This is a genomic window from Micromonospora sp. NPDC048835 (assembly GCF_040649995.1).
Classification (GTDB): domain Bacteria; phylum Actinomycetota; class Actinomycetes; order Mycobacteriales; family Micromonosporaceae; genus Micromonospora.
Map to the genome: position 1 here is coordinate 1 of NZ_JBEZGM010000018.1, position 22,736 is coordinate 22,736.

At 67.1% G+C, this 22,736-nt stretch carries 14 protein-coding genes; 7 read left to right on the forward strand and 7 right to left on the reverse strand.

Features of this window, described 5'->3' with window-relative positions:
• The coding region (locus AB0C15_RS21450; protein WP_357354728.1) for an RICIN domain-containing protein at positions 1 to 170 on the forward strand (170 nt) is incomplete at its 5' end.
• Positions 171 to 456: 286 nt separating this feature from the next.
• On the opposite strand, the gene AB0C15_RS21455 is transcribed toward AB0C15_RS21450, so the two are convergent.
• The gene (locus tag AB0C15_RS21455; protein ID WP_357354504.1) at positions 457 to 1,416 is read right to left on the reverse strand and encodes an AraC family transcriptional regulator; all 960 of its coding nucleotides are present in this window, start codon (positions 1,414 to 1,416) and stop codon (positions 457 to 459) included.
• A gap of 103 nt (positions 1,417 to 1,519) precedes the next feature.
• Here AB0C15_RS21455 and AB0C15_RS21460 point away from each other — a divergent pair, with 103 nt between their 5' ends.
• Both AB0C15_RS21460 and AB0C15_RS21465 read left to right on the forward strand, forming a co-directional pair.
• Positions 1,520 to 2,377, forward strand: a complete 858-nt coding sequence (locus tag AB0C15_RS21460) for an NmrA family transcriptional regulator (protein ID WP_357354506.1) — start codon at positions 1,520 to 1,522, stop codon at positions 2,375 to 2,377.
• Positions 2,374 to 2,874 carry an anthrone oxygenase family protein gene (locus AB0C15_RS21465; protein WP_357354508.1) on the forward strand — a complete coding sequence of 167 codons (501 nt, stop codon included), beginning with the start codon at positions 2,374 to 2,376 and terminating at the stop codon, positions 2,872 to 2,874. Before AB0C15_RS21460 ends, AB0C15_RS21465 begins: the two co-directional genes overlap by 4 nt.
• A 406-nt stretch (positions 2,875 to 3,280) precedes the next feature.
• Here AB0C15_RS21465 and AB0C15_RS21470 read toward each other — a convergent pair whose 3' ends face one another.
• On the reverse strand, positions 3,281 to 4,444 hold the full coding sequence (locus AB0C15_RS21470) for a hypothetical protein (protein WP_357354510.1): 1,164 nt from the start codon (positions 4,442 to 4,444) through the stop codon (positions 3,281 to 3,283).
• A 1,116-nt stretch (positions 4,445 to 5,560) separates the two neighbouring features.
• On the opposite strand from AB0C15_RS21470, the gene AB0C15_RS21475 reads away from it, so the two are divergent.
• The 3 genes from AB0C15_RS21475 (at position 5,561) to AB0C15_RS21485 (ending at position 16,864) form a co-directional block, all read left to right on the forward strand.
• Positions 5,561 to 9,292, forward strand: a complete 3,732-nt coding sequence (locus tag AB0C15_RS21475; RefSeq protein ID WP_357354512.1) for a LamG-like jellyroll fold domain-containing protein — start codon at positions 5,561 to 5,563, stop codon at positions 9,290 to 9,292.
• Between the two features lie 230 nt (positions 9,293 to 9,522).
• Entirely contained in the window at positions 9,523 to 16,284 is a 6,762-nt protein-coding gene (locus AB0C15_RS21480) for a polymorphic toxin-type HINT domain-containing protein (protein ID WP_357354514.1), read from the forward strand.
• Positions 16,285 to 16,651: 367 nt separating this feature from the next.
• Positions 16,652 to 16,864 (forward strand): DUF4395 family protein, encoded by a 213-nt coding sequence (locus tag AB0C15_RS21485; protein ID WP_357354730.1) that lies wholly within the window; start codon positions 16,652 to 16,654, stop codon positions 16,862 to 16,864.
• 192 nt (positions 16,865 to 17,056) lie between these two features.
• On the opposite strand, the gene AB0C15_RS21490 is transcribed toward AB0C15_RS21485, so the two are convergent.
• Together AB0C15_RS21490 and AB0C15_RS21495 are read right to left on the reverse strand one after the other, a co-directional pair.
• Positions 17,057 to 18,091 (reverse strand): LLM class flavin-dependent oxidoreductase, encoded by a 1,035-nt coding sequence (locus AB0C15_RS21490; RefSeq protein WP_357354516.1) that lies wholly within the window; start codon positions 18,089 to 18,091, stop codon positions 17,057 to 17,059.
• A gap of 282 nt (positions 18,092 to 18,373) precedes the next feature.
• Positions 18,374 to 18,787: a helix-turn-helix domain-containing protein gene (locus tag AB0C15_RS21495; RefSeq protein WP_357354518.1), complete on the reverse strand. Its 414-nt coding sequence runs from the start codon at positions 18,785 to 18,787 to the stop codon at positions 18,374 to 18,376.
• Positions 18,788 to 18,847: 60 nt separating this feature from the next.
• Here AB0C15_RS21495 and AB0C15_RS21500 point away from each other — a divergent pair, with 60 nt between their 5' ends.
• On the forward strand, positions 18,848 to 19,546 hold the full coding sequence (locus tag AB0C15_RS21500; protein WP_357354520.1) for an NAD(P)H-binding protein: 699 nt from the start codon (positions 18,848 to 18,850) through the stop codon (positions 19,544 to 19,546).
• A gap of 55 nt (positions 19,547 to 19,601) precedes the next feature.
• Here the strand turns inward: AB0C15_RS21500 and AB0C15_RS21505 are convergent, their stop codons facing one another.
• The 3 genes from AB0C15_RS21505 to AB0C15_RS21515 form a co-directional block, all read right to left on the reverse strand.
• Positions 19,602 to 20,663: an LLM class flavin-dependent oxidoreductase gene (locus AB0C15_RS21505; protein ID WP_357354522.1), complete on the reverse strand. Its 1,062-nt coding sequence runs from the start codon at positions 20,661 to 20,663 to the stop codon at positions 19,602 to 19,604.
• A gap of 99 nt (positions 20,664 to 20,762) precedes the next feature.
• Positions 20,763 to 21,314 (reverse strand): NAD(P)H-dependent oxidoreductase, encoded by a 552-nt coding sequence (locus tag AB0C15_RS21510; protein WP_357354524.1) that lies wholly within the window; start codon positions 21,312 to 21,314, stop codon positions 20,763 to 20,765.
• Positions 21,315 to 21,467: 153 nt separating this feature from the next.
• Positions 21,468 to 22,703 (reverse strand): vanadium-dependent haloperoxidase, encoded by a 1,236-nt coding sequence (locus AB0C15_RS21515; RefSeq protein ID WP_357354526.1) that lies wholly within the window; start codon positions 22,701 to 22,703, stop codon positions 21,468 to 21,470.
• Positions 22,704 to 22,736: the final 33 nt, after the last annotated feature.

Sequence of the window (22,736 nt, forward strand, 5' to 3'; positions counted from 1 at the left end):
CCAACCAGCAGTTCCAACTGGTCACCAACGGCAGCTACTTCCAGCTCCGGGCACGACACAGCAACAAGTGCGTGGACGTACCGGCCCTGTCGACCACGGACGGGGTGGTCCTCAAGCAGTACACGTGCAACACCGGGGCCAACCAGCAGTGGTCCCGCACCGTCGTCTGACGGTCGTTCCGACGTAACGACCGATTCACGATGGCTTACCCGAGCCGGACAACGACGGGTTGCATGTCGGCAATCCGTCGTTGTCTTGGCGGCGGGCGGCTTCGTAGCGAAACCGGAACCCGGCGAATGCCGACGGCGGCGGGGACCAAGACCGCACACGAGACAGCGACCTCACCGGCCAAGCAGACCACACTGGGCAAGCTGGAACCGATCATGCTTACGCCCGATGCAACAGAGCGGATCCCCTGTCTACCCCCCAAAAACCCCGTGTCCGGCCTCGGCACGTTCATCCCAGTGAAGCGACGTCAGGCGACCCGATGGCCTGCCGGTGTTCGGCCGGGCTGAGACCGCGTACCCGTTTGAAGGCCGCGCTGAGTGCGAATGAACTGCCGTAGCCGACCTGGCGGGCCACCGCGCCGACGGTGGCGTCCGGTTCGCGCAACAGGTCGGCGGCCAGCGCGAGCCGCCAGTTGGTGAGGTACGCCATCGGAGGCTCGCCGACCAGTTCGGTGAACCGGCGGGCCAGCACCGCCCGCGAGATACCGGTGCCGGCCGCGAGGGTGGCCACCGTCCAAGGCTTTGCCGGGTGGTCATGCAGTAGTCGCAACGCCCTGCCGACCACCGGATCGCCGTGCGCTCGGTACCAGGCGGGCGCCGCCGCCTCGGGCCGGGAGAACCAGGCCCGAAGTACGGCGATGAGCAGTAGGTCGAGCAGTCGGTCCAGGACGACATCCTGCCCCGGCTCGTCCTTGGTCATCTCGTCGCCGAGTAAGGGGATGAGCGGGCTGTCCAGTGCTCCGGCCGGCAGCACCAGGAGATGAGGCAAGACCCTCAGCAGCCGTTGGCTGACCTCGCCCTGCAACTGGTACGTACCACTGAGCAGCACCGCCATCCCGTCAGCGCGTTCGCCCCAGGTCCGGATACCCAGGTCCATCACTTCGCACAACTCGTCCCCGCTGGGCGTGGTGCTGTGCTCACCGGGATGGATCACTGCCTGCGGCGGCGTGGCCGGGTCGTCGGCGATCGTGTACGGCTCCGGGCCACGGATGATCGCGACATCGCCCGGGCGTAGCGGCACCGCAGCACCCTGATCCGGCACCACCCACGCCGTGCCGCGCAGCATGGTGACCAGGGTGAGGGGCGCACGATCCTGGATCCGTACCGACCAGGGCGGGTCGAACACCGACCGCATCAGGAACGCACCGCGCGCCCTCGGCCCGTCCAGCAGCCCCGCGAGCGCATCCATGCGCTCAGGTTAGCCCTGTGAGGTGGGCGGTCGAGACGTCGGGACATGCGATCGAGAGTCTCGCCCATTCCCGGTGCGCTCGCCCTCGACTTGACTGGTTGCCATGACGAAGACCGTTGATGAGCAGCCAATCCTCGTACTGGGCGGCACCGGCAAGACCGGCCGCCGGGTGGTGGACCGGCTCGCCAAACTCGACCGGCCGGTACGGGTCGGCTCCCGCTCCGGCGAGCCGCCGTTCGACTGGACCGACGAGCGCACCTGGGCACCCGTACTGGACGGGGCTTCGTCGGTCTACCTGGTGTACTACCCGGACCTGGTCGCGCCGGACGCCCTCGCGACGATCCGCTCGTTCACCGAACAGGCGGTGTCCGGCGGGATCGAACGGTTGGTTCTGCTTTCCGGCCGGGGCGAGGAGGAGGCCAAACTCAGCGAGCGGGTGGTCCAGGACTCCGGGGTGGCCTGGACGATCGTGCGGGCGAGCTGGTTCAGCCAGAACTTCAGCGAGGACTTCCTGACCGACCCGATACGCGGCGGCGAGGTCGCCCTCCCGGCCGGGAACGTGCCGGAGCCGTTCGTCGACGCCCTCGACATCGCCGACATCGTGGTCGCTGCGCTGACCGACGACAGGCACGCAGGGCAGCTCTATGAGGTGACCGGCCCGCGACTTCTCACCTTCGCCGAGGCGACCTCGGAGATCGGCAACGCGCTCGGGCGGGAGATCGGCTACCGATCGGTATCGCCCGAGGAGTACGCCGCCGTGATGGCCGGGTACGACGTGCCGGCGGAACTCACGGCGGTGCTGACCGAGCTGTTCGGCAAGGTGTTGGACGGCCGCAATGCACAGCTCGCCGATGGTGTGCAACGGGCGCTGGGCCGCAGGCCGCGCGACTTCACCGACTATGCCCAGGACGCCGCCGCCGCTGGTGCATGGGACATGTCACCCGGTGGAGACTGGGCATGAACGCCACCCTGGCTGCCTGGTCGGCGGCGGTGACCCTGGTGGTGACGGGTGCGATCACCGGTGTCTACTACGCCTTTTCGGTGGCAGTGATGCCCGGTCTGAACGCCGCCGACGCTGGCACCGCGATCCGGGCCATGACGAGCATCAACCAGAGGATCCAGAATCCGCTGTTCTTCGTCACGTTCTTCGGCCCGCTCGTCGCCGCCACGGTGACCGGTGTATTCCTGTTGATCATCGGGAAACGGTCGGGTGTGCTGTTCCTGGTGGCCGCAGGGGTGTACCTGGTAGCCGCGTTCATCCCGACGGTGGTCGTCAACGTGCCGATGAACGAGACGCTCGACGCCGCAGGCGTGCCGACCGATCCTGCGGAGGCGGTCCGGGTGTGGGCTTCCTACTCGTCCGCCTGGACGTGGTGGAACTCGGTACGCGCCGGCGCCAGCCTGATCAGCCTGTTGCTGGCTGGTCTCGGCGTCTATCTCTCGGGCCCGTCCCGATGACGTCGCCGTCCGTTGCGGGCAGGGTGGCCAGTTCCGGGCAGCCGGGGGGAATGCGGCACGGAGTGTGCCCAGCAGATCGTCACTCGGGCCGGTGGGCGTCGACCGGAATCCGCCGGGCATGCTCGATGAACGGCCCGTCGGTCTGGATCCGCTGGTTGCAGGCTGACGAGTTGGTCGCGGCCTGTCCGTAGCCGGGTGACAAGGAGCGATGAACGCCTGGCGGTGTCTCTGCAGCTCAGCCACCACTTTAGGCAAGCAATGACATGCGTGGTTCGGTTGCGGATGGCAACAAGGGGTTTTGACAAGCAGCGACAAGCCTTGAACGAGGCTCGACATTGGGCTGTCGTGGGTTTGAATCCCTCTCTGCTCACGAGCGTCCGCCGTGTTGGCGCTGGCTTGGACACTGCTAGTTGCCGGGGAGGGTCAGCCGTGCGTAGTCGGGTAGTGAGGTGAGTACTCGGCGCTGGCCGTTGGCGGGATTGGCGGCGACCAGTTCGGCGCCCTGGGTAGTCCAGCGTTGCAGAAGGATTTCGGTGCCGGCGAGACCGAGGAATTCCTCACCCTGGTCGTTGTTGGGTGTCACGAGGTCTATCCGGCCGGCTGGTTGGCCGGACCGTAGGTCTACCCCGACCATCGTCCAGGGGGGCTCTGACTGCGGCTGTTCCGGCTGGCCGGTCGGGGCCTGCTTCTGCCGGGTGACCACAGCCCATACGCTCGGCGGATTGCCTCCGCCGCGCAGGACTGGGGCGAGCGCGTTGCGGAAGTCGCCGGGGCTTACCTGCAGGGTGGTGGGGATCGACACCGAGCGGGCGCTGCGGCCGTCGGCGTCTTGAATGGCGATGGTGATGTATCGGCGCGGCCGGAGGTTCGCGCCGAGGTTGAACTCTGCGGTGGCCAGTTCGCGCCCGTCGAGGAATGCCAGCATTCGACGGGCCGGCATCGCGGGTAACCCCAGCGGGCGCAGTTCTCCGTTGGGCAGGGTGAATGCCGTGTACGTCTCGCTGGTGCCGGTGGTCAGCCCGAGCAGCAGCGACTGTCCGTCGGTGGACCATTGCCGCAGCTCGTAGCCGGGCGGGACGGCCCGGTCGGTGGTCCCGGTGAGGTCGCGGATCCACCACTGTCGGTCTCGGCGGTGGGCGAACCACCGTCCGTCGGGGGAGAGCGCGTGACTGAACTCGCTGATGGTGACCAGCCCGACGGTGAATTGGTCGCCGGTTGCGGTCACCAGGTAGATCGGCAGTCGAGGCAAGCCGCCGCTTGTGGCGGTGAAGCTTTTGGGGTCATTGATCTGGTAGAGCAGGGTTGCCCGCCCGACGGCCCGGTCGCTGGGTAGGGCGGTCGGGTTGGTCGGTGGCAGCAGCCGGTCGGGTAGCCCGGCGAAGAGCTCCAGGGCTTTACCGGGGGTAGTGAATTCGGCGGACGCCGGTGACGGGGTGGCGGTTGTCCGCCAGACTGTCACTCCGGCAGCCCCGCTGGCCAGCACTCCGGCCAGCGCGAACGCGAGCCACGCCCGACGTCGGCGCGGTCGCGGCGGCGTGACGGGTGCAGGTCCCGGTGCCGTGGTTTCCATTGTTGTTCCCCCGATCCGGGCTTCTGCCCGCCGCACAGCTCACGGGAGTTGTACCGGAGGGTCAACGGCCCGGTCAGACCCGACACCCAATCGTGATCTTGAAGGAGGTTGGTCCTCGATGAACACCTCGCAGGGCTGGGCGGTTCAAGCCGCAGGGCCTGCCCGACGTGAAACGTGACTGCCAAGAGCATCGTCGGTGTGACAACGAGCGCGTCGGCCGGAGCTTCTGTGCTGTGTTCGCAACGGCTTACCGCCAACCCACCAAGAGCCTTCCGCTGCTGCCGTGGTGGGGCGTGGGCCGTGCAGTGGTCTGGAACCTCGATGCTCAGTGCGGCGTTCGTCGTCGGAGCTGGTTCGATAGGAAGCGATACAAATCGCCCTGCCGTCGCTGTGTCGTGCGGCGTCGCCAGGTCGTCCTCGACCGCGGGCGCTGCTTGGCTGAAGGGCGCGGTCGATCGACGGGCCAAAGTCTCGGCGAGGGGAGCGCTGACGTCAGTCATTAAGTGGTGTTTGGAGCTTGGTGCGCGGCAGACGACCGAACTCGCACCGATTTGGGCCGCATCTGCGAACACCGATTTTGGGAGGCCATCGTCAGCGACCCGGACCCGTCCTGCTACCCCGTTGTTGGCTGAACGGGACCTCGTGTAGCCGTTGCCAGGCGGTCTTAACCCATTCCTCCAGGGACGCCGGAGGTCAGCTGAGCAGCAGACCGCACAATCTCGCCGATCCCGCTATGACGTACATCACGCCATCGCCACGTTTAGCTGGCGACGGTTACGTAGCGTAGTGAATCAAGATCAGAGAGGTGCTGTCATAGATAACGTGCGATGCCAGCGAGGTCCGATGTGGATCAGGTCAGCCTGTGCGCGACTCAACGGGACCAAGCAAAGAGATCACTAGCCCTATCGTCTCTGCCACTGCTCCTTGATCGATTGGACGTGTGGCATGGGACGTCGGTGCCGTCGTGGGCTTGCAGCGTGGGTAGCCGCTGCTGTCACCGGCAGTTTGCTCGTCGTTCCTGCGCCCGTGCCCGCTGCTGGGGCGGCTCCGGCGTGTACGGGTGTCGCGCCGTCGGAGGCGGCGGCATCGGCGTTGGCTGTGGCGTGTGCCGAGCCGGTGTCCGTTGACGGTTCCCGCACGGAATTTGCCCAGGTGGTGGCGCAGCCAGACGGGCGGATGCGGTTCGAAGCGGCAGTAGAGCCCCAGCGCACCCGCAAGGACGGCAGGTGGGCCGACGTTGACCTCGATCTCGCTCCGGGAGCCGATGGTGGGTGGCGGCCAGCGGCATCGGTCGCCGACGTCTCGTTCTCCGCTGGTGGCAGCGGCCCGCTGGTGACCCTCAAGCGCGGCGGCAAGACGATGATGATGTCGTGGCCTGGAGGTCCTCTGCCAGCGCCGGAGGTTTCGGGTGACGCCGTCACCTACCGCAACGTGTTGAGTGAGGTGGACCTGGTGGTGCGGGCGACCCGGACGGGGTTCGCTCACGCGCTGGTCGTCAAGTCAGCGGCGGCCGCGGCGAGTCCGGCAGTGCGCCAGATCCGGTTCGGGTTGAGCGGGGATGTGCAGGTGAGCGCCGATCCGGACGGTGGATTGCGCGCGACGGCTGGCAGCTCCGTCATCGCCTCAGCGGAACCTGCCATCATGTGGGACTCCCGGACAGGTGAGGCGGCGGGAGTCTCTGCCCGCGGCGGCGTGTCACCGATGGAGTCGATGTCGACGTCGGCGATCGCCGGCGACTCCGCCCAGGTGGCGCCTGTCGCAGTGGACGTGGTGGGTGCTGATCTCGTGCTGCGCCCGGACGCGGAGCTGCTGCAGGCACCTGACACGGTGTTCCCGCTCTTCATCGACCCGCTTTGGTCGGTCTACAAGTCACGGTCGGCCTACGCCACTAACAATGGCTCCTCGAACAGTGACCACACGTCCGCCCGGGTGGGTTTGAATCCGGAGACCGGTGCCCTGTACCGGTCGTTCTTCGAGTTCAAGACAACCGCGAACGGGGTGTCGCTCAAGGGCAAGCACATCGAGTCGGCGTATGTCCAGATGAACCTGGGGCACTCCTTCTCGTGTGAGGACACGGTCGCGTCGATGTATCTCTCCTCGGCGATCGACGCGACGATGAAGTCCAGCTGGTCGAAGATGAAGATGCCGACGTTCCTGGATAGCGCCTCGGGTCACGCGAACGAGGCGGGCGGGTGCGACCCGCCGCAACCGGACATGATCATGAAGTTCGACGGGGCGACGGTGACCCGTCAGGTGCAGACCGCGGCGACGGACTGGTGGAACACCATCACCGTCGGGTTCACCGCGCGCTCGTCCGATGGGACCGGCGAGTCGACGCAGAAGCGGTGGAAGAAGTTCAAGCCGAACGACGCCAAGCTGTACGCGGACTACGACTCCACGCCGGGTACGCCGAACGGCTTGCAGGTCGCCGAGGTGGCCTGTCCTGCTTCCGGGGTCCTGACGGTCGGCACGCTGACGCCGGAGTTTTACGCGGTGTTCCCGGACGCCGATAACAATGACTCGTTGACGGCGGCCTTCGAGTGGATCCAGGTTCCTGCCGGCGGTATGGGCACGGTGACGGACACGTCCCCGGCCCGCAAGGCCCCGCCGCCGACCAAGGCCGCCGTCACCCCGGGCACCCGCGCGGACAGCAACCCGGTGACCATCACGACCGGCGTGACGTATGCGTTTCGTACCAAGGTCACCGATAAGGCCCCTTATTACGCGACGAGCCCCTGGTCGAAGTGGTGCCAATTCAGGGCCGACACGACCAAGCCGACAGTGACGGCGCGGGTGGTGGCGCTGCCTTCGGGGCCGGGTACGAGGGGCAGGGTCAGGTTCGAGTCCACCTCCACGGATGTCGTCAAGTTCCTCTACGGCTGGGACGACGCCACCCGGGTGATCACCGCGCAGGGCACGAACCCCCGGTTCGCCGAGGTGGACATGACGGCGCAGAGCTTCGGCCGCAATGTTCTGCTCGTCAAAGCGGTAGATGCCACGATGAACGAGGGCTCCGGATCGGTCGAGTTCATGGTCTCCCGCTCATCCGGCCCGACGGCCAGATGGGGCTTGGAGACCTACCCGGGGATCAACCAGGCTGCGGCGCTGGCCGACGGCGAGCCCGCTCCGCTCAACTCGCCGGTCACGGCGTCGAACGTGACGTGGGCCAACGACGTCCGGCTGGTGGGAGGGCAGACAGCGACGTTCAACGGAACGTCGTCGTACGGCCAAGCCGCCGGGCAGGTTGTCGACACGTCGAAGTCGTACAGCGTGGCCGCCTGGGTGCGGCTGACCGACAAGTCAGCCGACCGGACGTTGGTGAGTAAAGACGCCTCCGGGTGGGCGTCGCTGTACTTCCAGTACCACAAGAGCACTGACCGGTGGGTGGCGCAAATGCCGTCCGCGACCTCCGGCACGGCAACGTGGTGGATCGCCAAGTCCACCTCGGTACCACCAACCAACGTCTGGACCCACCTGGCCTCCGCATACGACGCTACGGAAAACACGCTCAAGCTGTATGTCAATGGGTCGTTGGAGTCCACGGTCACCGGTGTCGTCGGATTCAACGACGCAATCGCACCGCTCTGGATCGGTAGGAGCAGAGCGGGGTCAACATGGTGGCAGGGCAGCCTCGCCGACGTGCAGGTCTTCGACCGGGTTCTGGTGCCGCATGACTTCACCGGCCAGTTGGCCACCGATCCGCTGTCCGGCGGGTTCAACGAGCCCGGAATCTTGACGCCGATCCTCGCCGGTAGCTGGGATTTCGACGACATGCGACGCTGCTACCTCACCAACTTGCGGGATACCTGCCAGGCGCCTGATCCGCCGTCATCCTGGGGTCGGTGGCTGGCCCTCACCCGGGGCGCGACGAACGGCTCCGGTCACGGCAATGGCGGCTTCGGCCTGTGGCTGGACTCGGAATACTTCCCCAACGAGGGCTACACCAGCGCATCAGAGGAGTACGCCCGCAGCGCCGTCAAGACCGGATCAACCCCACCCAACGGCGACGGCAACCAATTCACCGTCTGGCAGGACACCCCGGTGCTGCGCACCGACGACTCCTTCACCCTGTCCGCCTGGGCAATGATCGACAGCCTGACCGGAAGCAGAGCGATCCTCTCGCAACGGGGCACACACGAGAGCGCCGGCTGGCTCAAGTACACCGAGACCGAAGGCAAGTGGTCCTTCGTGGTGAGCGATGAGGATGTCACCACCACAACAACCGACTGGGTGTCGTCGACGTCCGCCGCGGCCGACGGGGTCTGGACCCACCTGACGGGCGTCTACGACGCCAGCCGCCGCGAGCTGCGCCTCTACGTCAACGGGCAGTTGCAGGCAACCAAGGCGGTGGCGTTCGCGCCGATGAAATCGTCGGGGCCGCTGCTGGTGGGACGCACGCTGTGGCATGACCAGTTCGCCGACCAGTTCAGCGGCGGTATCGACGACGTGGCGGTATACCAGGGCGCGATGACCGACACTGCGGTGCTCAACGCGTACAACGCCCACATGTCGGTCTCACCTGGCACGAACACCCTCGCCAAGGGCGAGAGCCTCTCCGCAGGCCAGTATCTGCGCTCCGATACCGGCAATTACCAGCTGTGGATGCAGGACGACAGCAACCTCGTCCTCACCCAGGCAGGCTTCCCTCTCTGGGACACCGAAACCCGAGGCATCCCCGGGGCCCACCTGACCCTGCAGTCCGACGGCAATCTGGTTGTCTACAGCCGGGATGGCACGCCGGTGTGGCACACCAACACCCGAGGTACGAACGCGAGCCAACTCGTGCTGCGAGATAACGGGGACTTGGTGCTCCTCGACCCTGGCGGAACGGTCATATGGCATCGGTGAACCGGCGGTAAGCCATCTCCTGCTCGGCCCGGCCCCCGGCCCGGCCGGGCAGGAGAGGGTCGAGGTCCGTCGGTCTGGCAACAGCCGATCGCGCCTGTCGAATTCCCCCAAGCTTTGTAGTGGTTGTCGGAGAGGAACAGTTCATGTCGGCACGGTCTGTGCGCGGCCCACGGCGGGTCCGTCGGAGTCATCCCGGTACGAGCGGCCGGCTCTGGCCGTTGGTCGGGACGGTGATCGCGTCTCTGGTGCTGTCCCTGGTGCCCTACGTGCCGGCGCAGGCGGCCGCACCGCGACAGCCGTCGAAGCCGCCCGCGGAGAAACTCGACCGCGACGGCGGCCCGGTAACCGGCGGCAAAGCCTGGCAACAGAACAGGGTGACCTCCGCACCCTCACCGGCACCGAAATGGCCCGCTCCCGCAGCCGCGCGAGTCGACCTCGCCGCGACCTCAGCCCGCGCGACCACCAGCCGCGGCGTGCGGGCCGGCTCGCTGCCGGTCTGGGTCGACCGCGTCGCCGGTAAGGCCGGTAAGCCGCTCACTCAGCTCGACGTGAAGATCGTGGATCGGGCGACCCTCCCGCAGGCCTGGCGCGACGGCCTGATGGTGCAGGTGACCGCTCCGCAAGGCGCACCGACCGGCGTAGCGAAGGTATCGGTCAACTACGACTCCTTCCGGTACGCGACCGGCGCGTCCTGGGCGTCGCGCCTGCGTCTGTGGCAGGTTCCGCAATGCGCGATGAGCAACCCCACCAGCCCCAGCTGCCGGTCGGTGCCGCTGCACACCATGAACGACACCACCGCGGGAATCGCCACCGCGGACGTGAGCGTGGCGTCCGCCAGTGCGCCATCCGGTTCCTTCCTCATGCTGGCCGCTGCGTCGGCCGGGGCCGACGGTGACTTCGGCGCGACCAGCCTCGCCCCCTCGTCCACCTGGTCCAGCGGCGGTAGCGCTGGTGACTTCTCGTGGAACTACCCGATGCGCATGCCGCCGGCGACTGGCCCGGCGCCGTCGGTGGCCCTGAGCTACTCGTCCTCCACAGTCGATGGCCGGTCGGCAGTAACGAACAATCAGCCGTCGTGGATCGGCGAGGGCTTCGACTACTCCTCCGGCTTCATCGAGCGGCGCTACGTGCCCTGCGCCGAGGACATGAAGAACGGGGCGACCAACAGTACGCGGACCGGTGACCAGTGCTGGCGCTCGGACAACGCCACGATGAGCCTCAACGGCAGCGGTGGCGAGCTCATCTACCAGGCGGGTAAGGGCTGGCACTCCCGTACCGAGGACGGGTCGAAGATCGAGAAGCTGACCGGTGCGACCAACGGCGACACCGGCGATGCGGCCTACGGTGACGTGGGGGAGTACTGGAAGGTGACGACCACCGATGGCACCCAGTACTTCTTCGGCCGGCACAACCTGCCCGGTCAGACGTCCGTAACGAACTCCACCCTCACCGTGCCGGTGTTCGGCAACCATGCTAAAGAGCCGTGCGCGAAGGACACGTTCGCCGGTTCGGACTGTGTGCAGGCGTGGCGGTGGAACCTCGACTACGTCGTCGACGTGCGCGGCAACACCATGTCGCTCTGGTACGGCAAGGAGACCAACAAGTACGCCCGCAACGTCACCGACTCCGACGACGTCACCTACGACCGGGCCGGATACCTCACCCGCATCGACTACGGCACGTACGACCGGACGACCGCGACGCACGGCGTCACCGAACGCAGCACCACCCCGTACGCGCAGGTCCTGTTCACCACCGATATGCGCTGCTTCTCCACCTGTGGCACCGAGGCCGCCCCGGTGACCGCGAGTTGGAAAGACACCCCGTGGGACCAGGAGTGCAAGGCATCGGCGACGTCGTGCCCGCAGCAGTACACGCCGACGTTCTGGACCACCAAGCGGTTGAAGACGGTCACCACCCGGGTGTGGGACACCACCAAGTCGACCCCGGATTGGCAGAACGTCGAGTCCTGGACGCTGGGGCACACCTTCTCGGCGACGGGTGACTCCACCCACGAGGGCCTGTGGCTGGACCGCATCGACCACGCGGGCCTGGTCGGCACCACCGTCAACCTGCCGAAGGTGACGTTCGGTGCGGAGTCACTACCGAACCGGGTGTACACCGAGCACAGCCCCACCGACAACTGGCTGCGTCTGTCGAGCATCGTCACGGAGACCGGTGCCCGCATCAAGGTCGACTACTCGTTGCCCGAGTGCACCGCCGCCATCGTCGCCACGCTGGCACCACACAACAACACCCGGCGTTGCTATCCGGTGAGGGTGCCCGACCCGCAGGACCCGACGGGCAACACGCTGGTCACGGAGTGGTGGCACAAGTACCGCGTCGAGCACGTGGCCCAGGACGACGTGCAACTGCCGAAGGGGAAGTCGCCGACCACGCACACCTGGTATGACTATCCCGGTTCCCCGGCGTGGCACTTCGACGACGATGACGGCCTGACCAGGCCGGAGCGCAAGACGTGGGGACAGTGGCGCGGCTACGACAAGGTCAAGACCCGGGTCGGGGACAGTGGGAACCCGCGGACGTTGACCGTGACGACGTTCCTGCGCGGTATGCACGGCGACAAGCTCAGCCCGTCGGGCGGCACCCGCAGCGTGCCCGTGCCGGCGTCGGTGGGCACGGAGACCGTCTACGACGAGGACCAGTTCGCCGGACAGATCCGGGAACAGGTCGTCTACAACGGCGTCGAGACCAAGCCGGTGTCGATGACGGTGAACGTGCCGTGGCGGTCGGATCCCACCGCGAGCCGCACCATCAACGGGGACCTGGTGGAAGCACGGTTCGTCAACACCCAGACGACGTACGCAGCTACCGCGTTGGGCGTCGACGGTTCCCGCGGGTGGCGCACCTCGCGCGGCACGAGCGATTACGACCACACGTACGGCAGGGTCACGTCGTCCCAGGACGACGGCGAATACCCGAAGACCGGCGACGAGAAGTGCACCACGTACACCTACAACCAGAATCTGGGCAAGAACCTCACACAGTTGGTCAAGCGGACCACGACCACCGCCTTGCCGTGCGGCAAGGACCCCGCCAGCGTCGACGACGTCATCTCCGATGCCCGCGTCTACTACGACGGTGCGACAAGCGTCGACACCGCCCCCACGTTCGGCTCCGGCACCAGGACCGAGCAGCTCAAGGACTGGACGTCCGGCACCGGGACGGTCTGGCAAACGACCTCCCAGGCCACCTACGACATCGCCGGCAAGCAGCGGACCTCGACCGACATCAAGGGCAACGTCACCACCACCGCGTACACCCCAGCGGTCGGCGGGCCGATCACCCTGCTGACCAGCACCAACCAGTTGAACTGGTCGTCGAAGGTGGAGACGAACCCCTACTGGGGCTCGACGACAAAAACCACCGACCCCAACGACAAGGTCACCTCGACGGTCCAGTACGACGCCCTCGGACGTGTGGCCAAGGTGTGGACGCCGGGGTGGACGAGCGCCGCCAACCCGAACACCCCATCGGCGCAGTACACCTACACGTTCGCTGACGGACGCGACAGCTACCCCTACGTCACGTCGAAGACCCTGAACGCCGACGGCGCTTACATGACCTCGTACCAGATCGTCGATGGGCTGCTACGTCTGCGGCAAACCCAGTCACCGTCGCTGGGCGGCGGCAGCGACCGGGTCGTCACCGACACCCTCTACGACGCGTACGGGCGCGAGACGGCCAGCTACCCCGCCCACGCCGAGCCCGGCGCCCCGTCAGGCGTCTTCTGGTCCGAACCCGACTGGTCCGTACCCGCGGTGTCCCGGACGGTCTACGACCAGGCGTCCCGACCGACGAACAGCATCTTCCTGGCCGGTGACAACGTCACGAACCTGGTCGAGAAGTGGCGCACGGTCACCAGCTACGAGGGTGACCTGACCAAGGTCACCCCGCCGAAGGGCGGCACCCCCACCACCACCGTCACCGACGTCGAGGGCCGGACCGTCGGACTGCGGCAACACACCACGCCTTCCGGCGTCGACGGGGACTATCTGGAAACGACCTACGCGTTCAACCGCAAGGGCCAGGCGACGAAGAACGCTGACTCCGCCGGGAACGAGTGGATCAACGAGTACGACGCCAAGGGCCGCCTCTGGCGTACCACTGACCCGGACAAGGGCACCACGACCAACGCCTTCTACGACGACAACGCGTTGAAGCAGACCGTCGACGCCCGCGGCGAGACCCTCTGGTACGTCTACGACCAACTCGGCCGCAAAACCCAACTGCGCGACGACTCCGCTACCGGGCGGCTGCGCTCCGAGTGGAAATACGACACGCTCTACGGCGAGCCGAACCCCAGGTTCAAAGGGCAGCTGACCCAGAAGATCCGCTACGACTACGACTCCGCCGGCACCGCCAGCAAGTACGAGTGGCACGTCGGCAACTTCAACGAGCGCTACCAACCGACCGGCGTCGACTACGTGATGCCGTGGGACTCCGACCTCGGCGACACCTACGGCTTCGGCTACAGCTACTCCCAGTACACCGGCGCCCCCACGACGATCGCCTACCCCGGCGGTGGCGGCCTCGTCAACGAGGAACTCACCACCGACTACGACTCCACGACCGGCATGCCGGTCCGCCTGGACACCAGCCTCACGGGGTTCGTGGGTACCTTGGCGACCGCCAGCTACACCGCGTACGGCGAACGTAGCGGTTCGATCTACAAGATCCCCGGCAGCGGCAACTTCACCCAGGACACCGTCTACCGCGATGGGGCAACTCGCCGAGTCGACCGGACCATCATCGAACGCTCGACGCTTGCCGGGACGGTCTCGGACCGCCGCTACTCCTACCAGGACGCCGGCAACCTCAAGTCGATCACCGATACCCCGCAGGTCGGTGATGCGGATGCTCAGTGCTTCCGCGACGACGCACTGGGGCGCCTGACGACCGCTTGGACCCCGAAGGCCGGGGTTTCCTGCGCCACGGACCCCGTCGTCGCCAACCTCGGCGGGCCGGCACCGTACTGGCAGGACTGGACCTTCACCGACACGGGCAGCCGGCTCACTGAAACCAGCAATGACAGCAGCGGGAAAACCACCCGCAGCTACACCGTGCCCGACGGCGGCCCGGGAGTCGTACGACCCCACGCCGTCACCAACGTGAAGACCGTAAACCCCGATCGGACGACCGTCAGCAGCAAGTACGAATATGACAAGTCGGGTAACACCACCTGCCGGCCCAGCTTCAACCGCGCCAGCAACAACTGCGTTTCTAGCGCCAACAACCACATCCTCGGCTGGGACGCCGAAGGCAAGCTCGCCACCGTCAGCGTCGCCGGGAACCCCGTCGAGACCAACATCTACGACACCGACGGCGTTCGGCTCATCCGCAAAGACACCACCGGAACGACCCTGTACCTCCCCGGCCAGGAAATCCGCTTCCAAGGCGGCGCCACCACCGGCACCCGCTACTACGACTTCGCCGGCACGACCATCGCCAGCCGCACCGCAGGCTCAGCGGTCACCGACCTGACCTGGCTCTACAGCGACCACCAAGGCACCCAACAAGTCGCCATCAACGCCGGCACTCAAACAGTGGACATCCGCCGGCAAACCCCCTACGGCACCCCACGCGGAACGAACCCCACCTGGCCCAACAACAAGGGCTTCGTCGACGGCGACACCGACCCCACCGGCCTGATCAACATCGGCGCCCGAAAGTACGACCGAACACTGGGCCGCTTCATCTCAGTCGATCCGCTCATGGACCTCACCGACCCGCAGCACTGGAACGGCTACTCCTACGCCAACAACAGCCCCATCACTCTCTCCGACCCCAGCGGCCTCGACCCCGGCGGCGGCCAGCGAATCGACCAAGAAAGAAAGGAAAAAGAAGAGAGCGAGGCGGCAAACCCGTCACCCCCTGGCGGCGGCAACGACGAAAAAGCGGCGCGCCTTGCAGCCAAGGGCGTCTTCCTTGCGACCTACACCGACGCCAACATCAACTGCAAGGCTCATAAAAGCGACTGTGACGCGCTCCGCTGGGCAGTGGTTGAGCAACACTTCGACCCGATCAAGGCCGAGATTCAGATCCTGTGTGGCGGCGGGCGCTTGGACTACACCAACTGTTTGAACCAGTACGGCTACGAGTGGGACTGCGGCGTCGCGAAGTGCGCCGAATCAATGATGCACGCCGGTGAGATTACGCTCGAGTTAATCATCTCCGAATTCTTGGTGATGGCTGGCCGCGCCCTCGTCACAGCCGTTGCCGCCCGAACTGCCGCCCGCTTGTGCTCCTTCGAAGGAGCCACGCTCGTTTTAATGGCCGACGGATCCCGCAAACCGATCAGCGAGGTTGAAGTTGGCGACGAGGTCATAGCATCGGATCCGGAGACCGGTGAGCAGGAGCCGCGCGAGGTTACGCAGGTCTTCGTGCACCAAGACACCGTCACGGACCTAGCGCTGGGCAACGGCGCAGTTTTGGGTACGACTGAGGATCACCCATTCTGGTCTGTCACCGACAACAGGTTTGAGCGGGCCGACGAGCTCGCAGCTGGTGAGCGGGTCCTGACAGCCGAAGGGGACACCCTCACGGTTGGCGGGCTCCGCATCAGTACGAGCCGGGTGGCGTTGGCCTACAACCTCGAGGTTGACGGCATCCACACGTACTATGTATTGGCGGGAGCATCGCCGGTTCTGGTGCACAACAGGTGCGGTCCTCGTTTCGAGGTTAACTCGAAGGGGACCGTAACCGATTACACCAATCCCAGCGGTAGGGTCGGAGTTCCGCAGCTTGAAGGCGGCACTCTGCAAGAGGTGGGTGGGCGCATCTGGGGCTCCGGTAATCCTTCTCACCTCATAGGAACGCGCTCGCAAGCTGATCTGCGAGGGCTAGCGAGTAGAGGTGATGCGGAAAAATTGCAGGACTTCTATCGAAGTGCAGAGCTTGCTGGAAAAGGTGGAAAAACTGCGCCGGCACGTGTGGAGCTAACTCAGGAGATCATTGATGCTTGGAGATAGTCGATCGGGCAAAGAGGAGCAGGTCATCGACCTTAAGTTTAGGGCTGCGCAAGGAGAAACTATTGAAGTGTGTTTCGAGCCAGTAGGAACTACTTTTTCCTTGAGCGATGGTGAGTCGATTTCCCTCCGGACGGCCATCGGGAACGTGGCGTCGCTCGAGATTGTCTCGTGGCCCAATGGAGTTGGGGTTTGGGTCCCATATCCTGGCGATCACACGATCATTGACTCAAAGGGGAAGGAAATCGAAACGCTTTGACCTCCGGCTCGGCGGGAGAAATATTGACCGGGCATTGTGCTGCTTCGGCGAGAGGCTTCAGTAAGCGCGATCAAGCGTGGATCTTTGTGTTGGATCTGAGCGGGGCTGGCCCTGACCGCCGCTGTGCTGGCGCTCGGGTTTGGGCACCACCTCGCGGCATACCTCGTCCTCGGCGCGGTGGTCGTGGCGGCGACACTGGAATCGGTGTTCGGGTTCTGCGTGGGCTGCGCGATCTTCGCGGGGCTCATCCGGATCGGGTGGATCCCTGACGCCGTCTGCGCCGAGTGCAGTGACATCTGGAGCCGCGCGCCGGCCAACGGATAGGGGATTGTCGGATCGCGGCTCGCCGCGCGACCGTGTACGTCGTGCCGCGGCGAGAGCGCGTGCCGTCGTGGGTGGTGGCGATGCCGGGATTGGCGTATGCGGGGCTCGTGCGCGTACGCGTGCATGAAGTTGGTCTCCCCGCCGTCAGCGAGAGAAGGCGGGTCGGCTGGCTCGGTCATCAGCCGACTGTCACTAGCGGCTGGGGTGCCATCCGAGGAGAGGGCCGAGCCGGGTCGCCATGTCGGTGAGGATCTGCGCGTAGTCGGCCGGCGCGAAGGTGAAGGGCAGGGCGAACGCCACCTCGTCGACCTCGCGGAACGCGGCATTGTCGAGCAGTCGTTCGGCGATCAGCTCCGACGGGCCGACGAGGTCAGGGGCGAACATCATCCGGGCCGGACCCTGGGGTGACGCGGTTCGAGGTGTGCGTTGGTGGGCGTACTCCTCGTAGCGGGCACGTTGGGTCGGGGTGGCGGTGTCGGTGGGGATGACAACGAGTCCTTGTGAGACGCGAGCCCGTTCGGGGTCCCGGTGGTGGGCGCGGAACGTGCGGATGTGCGAGAGCTGGATCTCGGCGAAATTGGTGGACTCTTCGGCCTTGACCACGCTGCTGGTGAGCAGGTTCATGCCCTGCTCGCCGGCCCAGCGGGCGGAGCCGAGACTGCCGGCGCCGTACCACATCCGGGCAGCCAGGCCGGGGGAGTGTGGTTGCACCCGGCGGGAGAACTGCTCGAAGCCCTCGAAGCCCTCGACGTCGCTGGCCGGCTCGCCGCGAACGAGGTCGAGCAACCGTCGTACCCGCGTGTAGCTGAAGTCTTCCGATTCGGCAGTGTCCGGATAGAGCGATCGGCGGACCCGTTCGTAATGCATCGGCGGACCGACGCTCACCCCGGGGTTGAGGCGCCCGCCGGAGAGGATGTCGACCGTGGCCAGGTCCTCGGCGAGCCGCAGTGGATTCTCCCAGCCGAGTGGGATGACCGCGGTGCCGAGTTCGATGTGCCGGGTCCGCTGGGTGGCCGCCGCCAGAACCGCCATCGGCGAGGAGATGCCGTACTGGAGGTGGCGATGGCGTACCCAGGTACTGTCGAAGCCGAGTTGCTCGCCCAACTCGATGAGCTGAAGTGTCGCCTCGTGGCCGCTGCGGGGGTCGGCCTCGTCGAACAGGCCGATGGTCAGGAAGCCGAGCCTTCGCAGTGGGGCCGACTGTTTCGACACCGGCGTTTCACTCACCGTCCGCCTCCACTGATGCTCACCCAAGGATCTGAAATCCTATTCGAATGGTAGGAGAATCGATCGTATGCTGCCTGTTCGGCTCACCTCCCGCCGGGTCGTCGACCTGGCGCGGGTCGCCGCGTAGCTGCCCCGCGCGGTGTTCCTGCCTCCGGTGCGGCCCAGCCGCCTGAGGCGCGACTGCGAGGTCGCGACCAGGTTCGACAAGGTCGCCGTCCGCCACGAAGCCACGATCCACGGTGCTGCCATCGACGAATGGCTCTGACCGGATTGAACTCAGCTCTACGGCGCTCTGGATGTGCCGAGCACGGCTTTCGACGCGGTGGCGGCTCGGTCGAACGCGTCCCGGGCGCGCACCAGCTCGCTGAGATGGGTGCGGGCCCAGTCACGCGTGTGCTCGATGACGTCGAGCAGGGTGCGACCGAGTGGTGTCAACTCGTACTCCACGCCGCCATCGTCGGCGCCCTCGACTGGGCAGCGCCGCACCAGGCCGTCCCGTCCCATCGCGGTCAGCGTCTCGGCGAGCACCTTGGTGCTGATCGGTCGCAGATGACGGCGCAGAACGCCGAAACGTCGCGGTCCGTTCTCCAGACACAGCACGATCATCGCGGTCCACTTGCCACCGACCTGGATCGGGAACGCACTCATCGGACAGGCCGGATCAAACGAGGGTAACGGCGCGACGGTCTGGGTCACCAACCCAGCGTAGGTGGTTTCGTTGCGGTAACCACCTACGCGTGACCTACGGTCGTGCCCATGCCCACTGCCGCCAACACCCGTCTGCGACAGGTCGCGGTCCTCGGCGCCGCCGGCCGTGTGGGCCGCGCGGTCACGGCCGCGTTGCTCCAGCAGGACATCCACGTCAACGCCGTGCTCCGCGAACCAACCCGATACGACCTGCCGCGCAATGCGCGGCTTCATGTGGTCCAGGGAGACGCTCAGCATCTCGAGGCACTGACGGACACCCTTGGCACCGTCGACGCTATCGTGCTGTCCGTCACGCCGTTCACGGCTCCGCCTTCCTCATTCGACGGCTTCGACCTGGACTACTACACCAACATCATCGCCGGCATCGACGCAAACTGGCACAGTGCACGTCGACGCCTCGTCGCGATCGGTCTGACCGCCACACTGCGGCTCGACTCGGGCGGCACGTTCATGGAAGACCCGAGCCTGTTTCCGCCCGAACTCACACCGTTCGCCCAGGCGCACGCCCGGCAACTGCCCGCGCTCGCCGGTACCACGCTCGATTGGGCGATCTTGGCCCCGCCTGCCGGGTTCGGATCGCCGCACGAGCCGGCGGTTGGGCAAGGGTGCCGGCTGGTCGTCGAACCCCTTACTCGTCAACAGGCAACAGCCCATCTGACGTACGCCCAATACGCCCAAGCTGTCGCCACCGAACTGCTACAGCCGACGATCCACAACGCCCGCGTGGCAGTGATTCCTCCAGCTTAGGCACCGAACACATCGCTCACAGCCGATGAATTGTCGGTGGTCGCGTCCCGCAGCCTCAGGTGCGCAGCAGCGGCAGCAGTTGGTCGCCCTGGCGGGTGATTTCGCGAAGGTAGGGCGTGTCGGAGAGCACGAAGTGGGTGATGCCCAGCCGCTGGTATTTGCGCAGCGAGCTCGCCACGTCCTCGGCGGAGCCGACCAGCCAGGTGGTGCCCGCTCCGCCGCCACCGAATGTGCCGGGGGTGGTGTAGAGGTTGTCGTCGAGCACCTCGCCGCGGGCGGCGAGGTCGAGCAGCCGGCGCTGACCGACGGCGGCCTGCCAGTTCCGGTCGCGTGCGACGCCCTTGCCCTTGGCCATGTCGGCGACCTTGGCTTCGGCGTCCGCCCATGCCTGTTCGGTGGTCTCTCGTACGAGGGTGGTGACCCGCAGCCCGAACTCCAGCGGACGGTGCTCGCGTCCCAGCTTCTCGCTGAGCTGCTTGAGTCGCTCGATCCGCTCGGCCACGCCGTCGAGTGGCTCGCCCCAGAAGAGTTGGACGTCGGCCTCGGTGGCGGCCACCTCTTCGGCGGCGGGGGAGGCGCCGCCGAAGTAGAGCCGGGGGTGGAGGCGTTCGCCGCGGACGACTGGCTGTAGCGCCAGGGTGGAGCCGGCGACGGCGAAGTGTTCGCCCTGGTAGGTGACGCTCTCCTCGGTCCACAGCTTCCGCACGATCTGGAGGAATTCTCTGGTGCGGGCGTACCGGTGGGCCGGATCGGCCTCGCCGTCGCCGTAGGCCGCCAGGTCGTCCTTGCCCGAGACGATGTTGATCAGCGTTCGGCCTCCGCTGAGGTGGTCGAGAGTCGCGGCGGCGGAGGCGAAGTTGGCGGGCCGCCAGTAGCCGGGTCGGATCGCGATCAGCGGTTGGAACGTGGTCGTCCGGGCGGCGAGCGCGGTGGCGACCGTGAACGTGTCGGGCCGTCCCCAGCCGGTCCCGATGAGCGCGCCGCCCCACCCGTGCTCCTCCAGAGCCACAGCATGGTCGGTGAGGGTCTTCAGGCTGTTGTGGTTGTCGATCACGTCGTCGCCGCGGTGGCCGGGCTGGACCTGGTTCGGGATGTACCAGAGGAATTCGGAACTCATCGGAGGCTGCCTTCCAGTTCGGTGAGATGGCGGCAGCGCGTCGCCCGCGGGGCGGGCGGTGACCGTGCCGCCGGCGGATTAGCCGGGTCGGGGGTCGTGTCACGTCACGCTGGCCCGCTCTGCGCCGATCGCGGTGGAGTGCTGGTCGGCCCACTGCGCCGCGATCTCGTGCAGGTTCGCCAGTTGCGACTCGAGCACGGCAAGCGGCGGCGCCGGGACCGGAGTGCCCAGTTCGACGAGTACGTCGCGCAGGGCTGCTGCGGCCGCGTCGGCGTGCGCCGGCGATGCGGCCACGGCTATCGGCACCGCGACCACCTCGGTCAACTCGCGGTGCCCGAACTGGTCCAGGAAAACCTTCAACAGCCCGGTGTAGCTGCCCTTGTACGTCGGCGTCGCGACGACCAGCAGCCGCGCCGACCGGACAGCCGCGAACGGATCAGGGCCGGCCTTCGCGCCGTACGCCGGTTCCGGTCCGAACGACACGCCGACGATCTCGGCCAACTCCAGCACCTGGACGGCGCTCGGTGGTCCGTCCAGTCGATCGAGTAGTGCCGCGGCGACCGCCTCGGCGATGCCCCTGGTACGCGACCCGGCCCGCGGGTTACCCACCAGCACGACGACGTCCGGGGTCGACGGCGATCTGTCGCTCATGAGGCCACCCCGATCCACCGCGCCGATGAGCCGCCGCGGCAATGAGCGGGCTCGACCTGGTTCGGCCTGTACGAGGGGAAGTTCCGGTTCATCAGTGGGTCTCCCCGCTTCGGGGGCGGAGCGGCGATGGCCGCCCCGCCCCGGTGGGTCCGGTCAGCGGAACAGCCGTGGTGCGTTGCGCAGCGTGTGCGCGGCCACCTCGCGGCCGAGCCGGACGCCGACCTGGTCCGCGGTACGGGTGTGGATGCCCGACCACACCCGGGCGTCGACGTTCTCCCTGGTGGGTTGCCGCCAGTCGCGATAGGTCCGGGTGGCGCCGGGCTGGCTCGGGCTGGTGATGGTGTACGGCTCCCGGGCCTGCGACCCCAGCAGGGTGGTGAGCACCTGCTCGGCGGCGCCGGAATAGGTGTTGTGCCCGCTCGGGTAGTCCGGGTGCGCCGGCGTGGTGTGCAGCGGCGTCCAGGCCGGATCGCCGCCTGCGCCGGCCCGGATGGCGGTGACCGGTCGCCAGCGGAGGTGGGCGTACTTGGCGTCGGAGGTCGCGATCTGGGTGTCGACGAGCGCGACGTGGAAGATGGCCACGAGGCTCGCCCGTCCGGTGACCGGCCCGGTGGACTGCGCGAGTGCGGCGCGCAGGATTTCGGTGTACAGGGTCAGTGAGGAGCCGAGCCAGAAGGTCGCGGTGTCGGTCTGCTGTGGTGTGCGTAGGACGCTGTCCACAGCCCCGTACGCCCGAACCTCGGCGAGGTCCGCCCGGTAGCGCTCCGAGTTCAGGGCGGGCGGTGGACCGGGCCGGTACCGGTCCGCACGGTCGAGCAGGAACGGCCGGGCAAAGCGGTTGCCGGCCTGCTGAGCGGGGGAGAAGCTCGGTGGGGTGGGCTGCCAGGTACCAGGGTCCGGTTCGGGGTTCGGATACGCCGGGTTGACCGAGTCGGGGTCCAGCCCGTCGCCCGCCCGCTGGGCCAGCAGCCCGCGTGCTTCGGCGCGGCCGGTGGCCGCGCCCCGGTCCTTGGCCCGCCCGTTGGGGATCCGGTCGAGTGTGGTCCGCAGTGCCGTGTCGAGCGCGGCCGCATTGTCGGGTATCAGGGTGCTCAGCGCGGTGTGAACGGCGGCCGCGAGCGCCGCGTCCCGGTAGTGGCGGGGGTCTCCGGTGGGCGCGGTGCGGGTGGCGCGGGCGGCGGCGAGCCAGCTGATCGCCCACGCGCGGCTGTTGGTGACCTGTGGCCGTGTGCCGGTAGCGACGGCGGTGGCGGTGGCGTCGTACCACTCCAGAGCGGTGTCGGTCGTCGTGGTGGCGGCGGCCGGCGCGGCGGGCAGGCCGGCGACCAGAGCGGCGGCGGCGATCATCGCCACACGGCGGCGCCAGTTGAGGTGGCTCGACAGGGTCATGATGCGGTGGCTCCTCGCGTGGGGCAGGTGAGA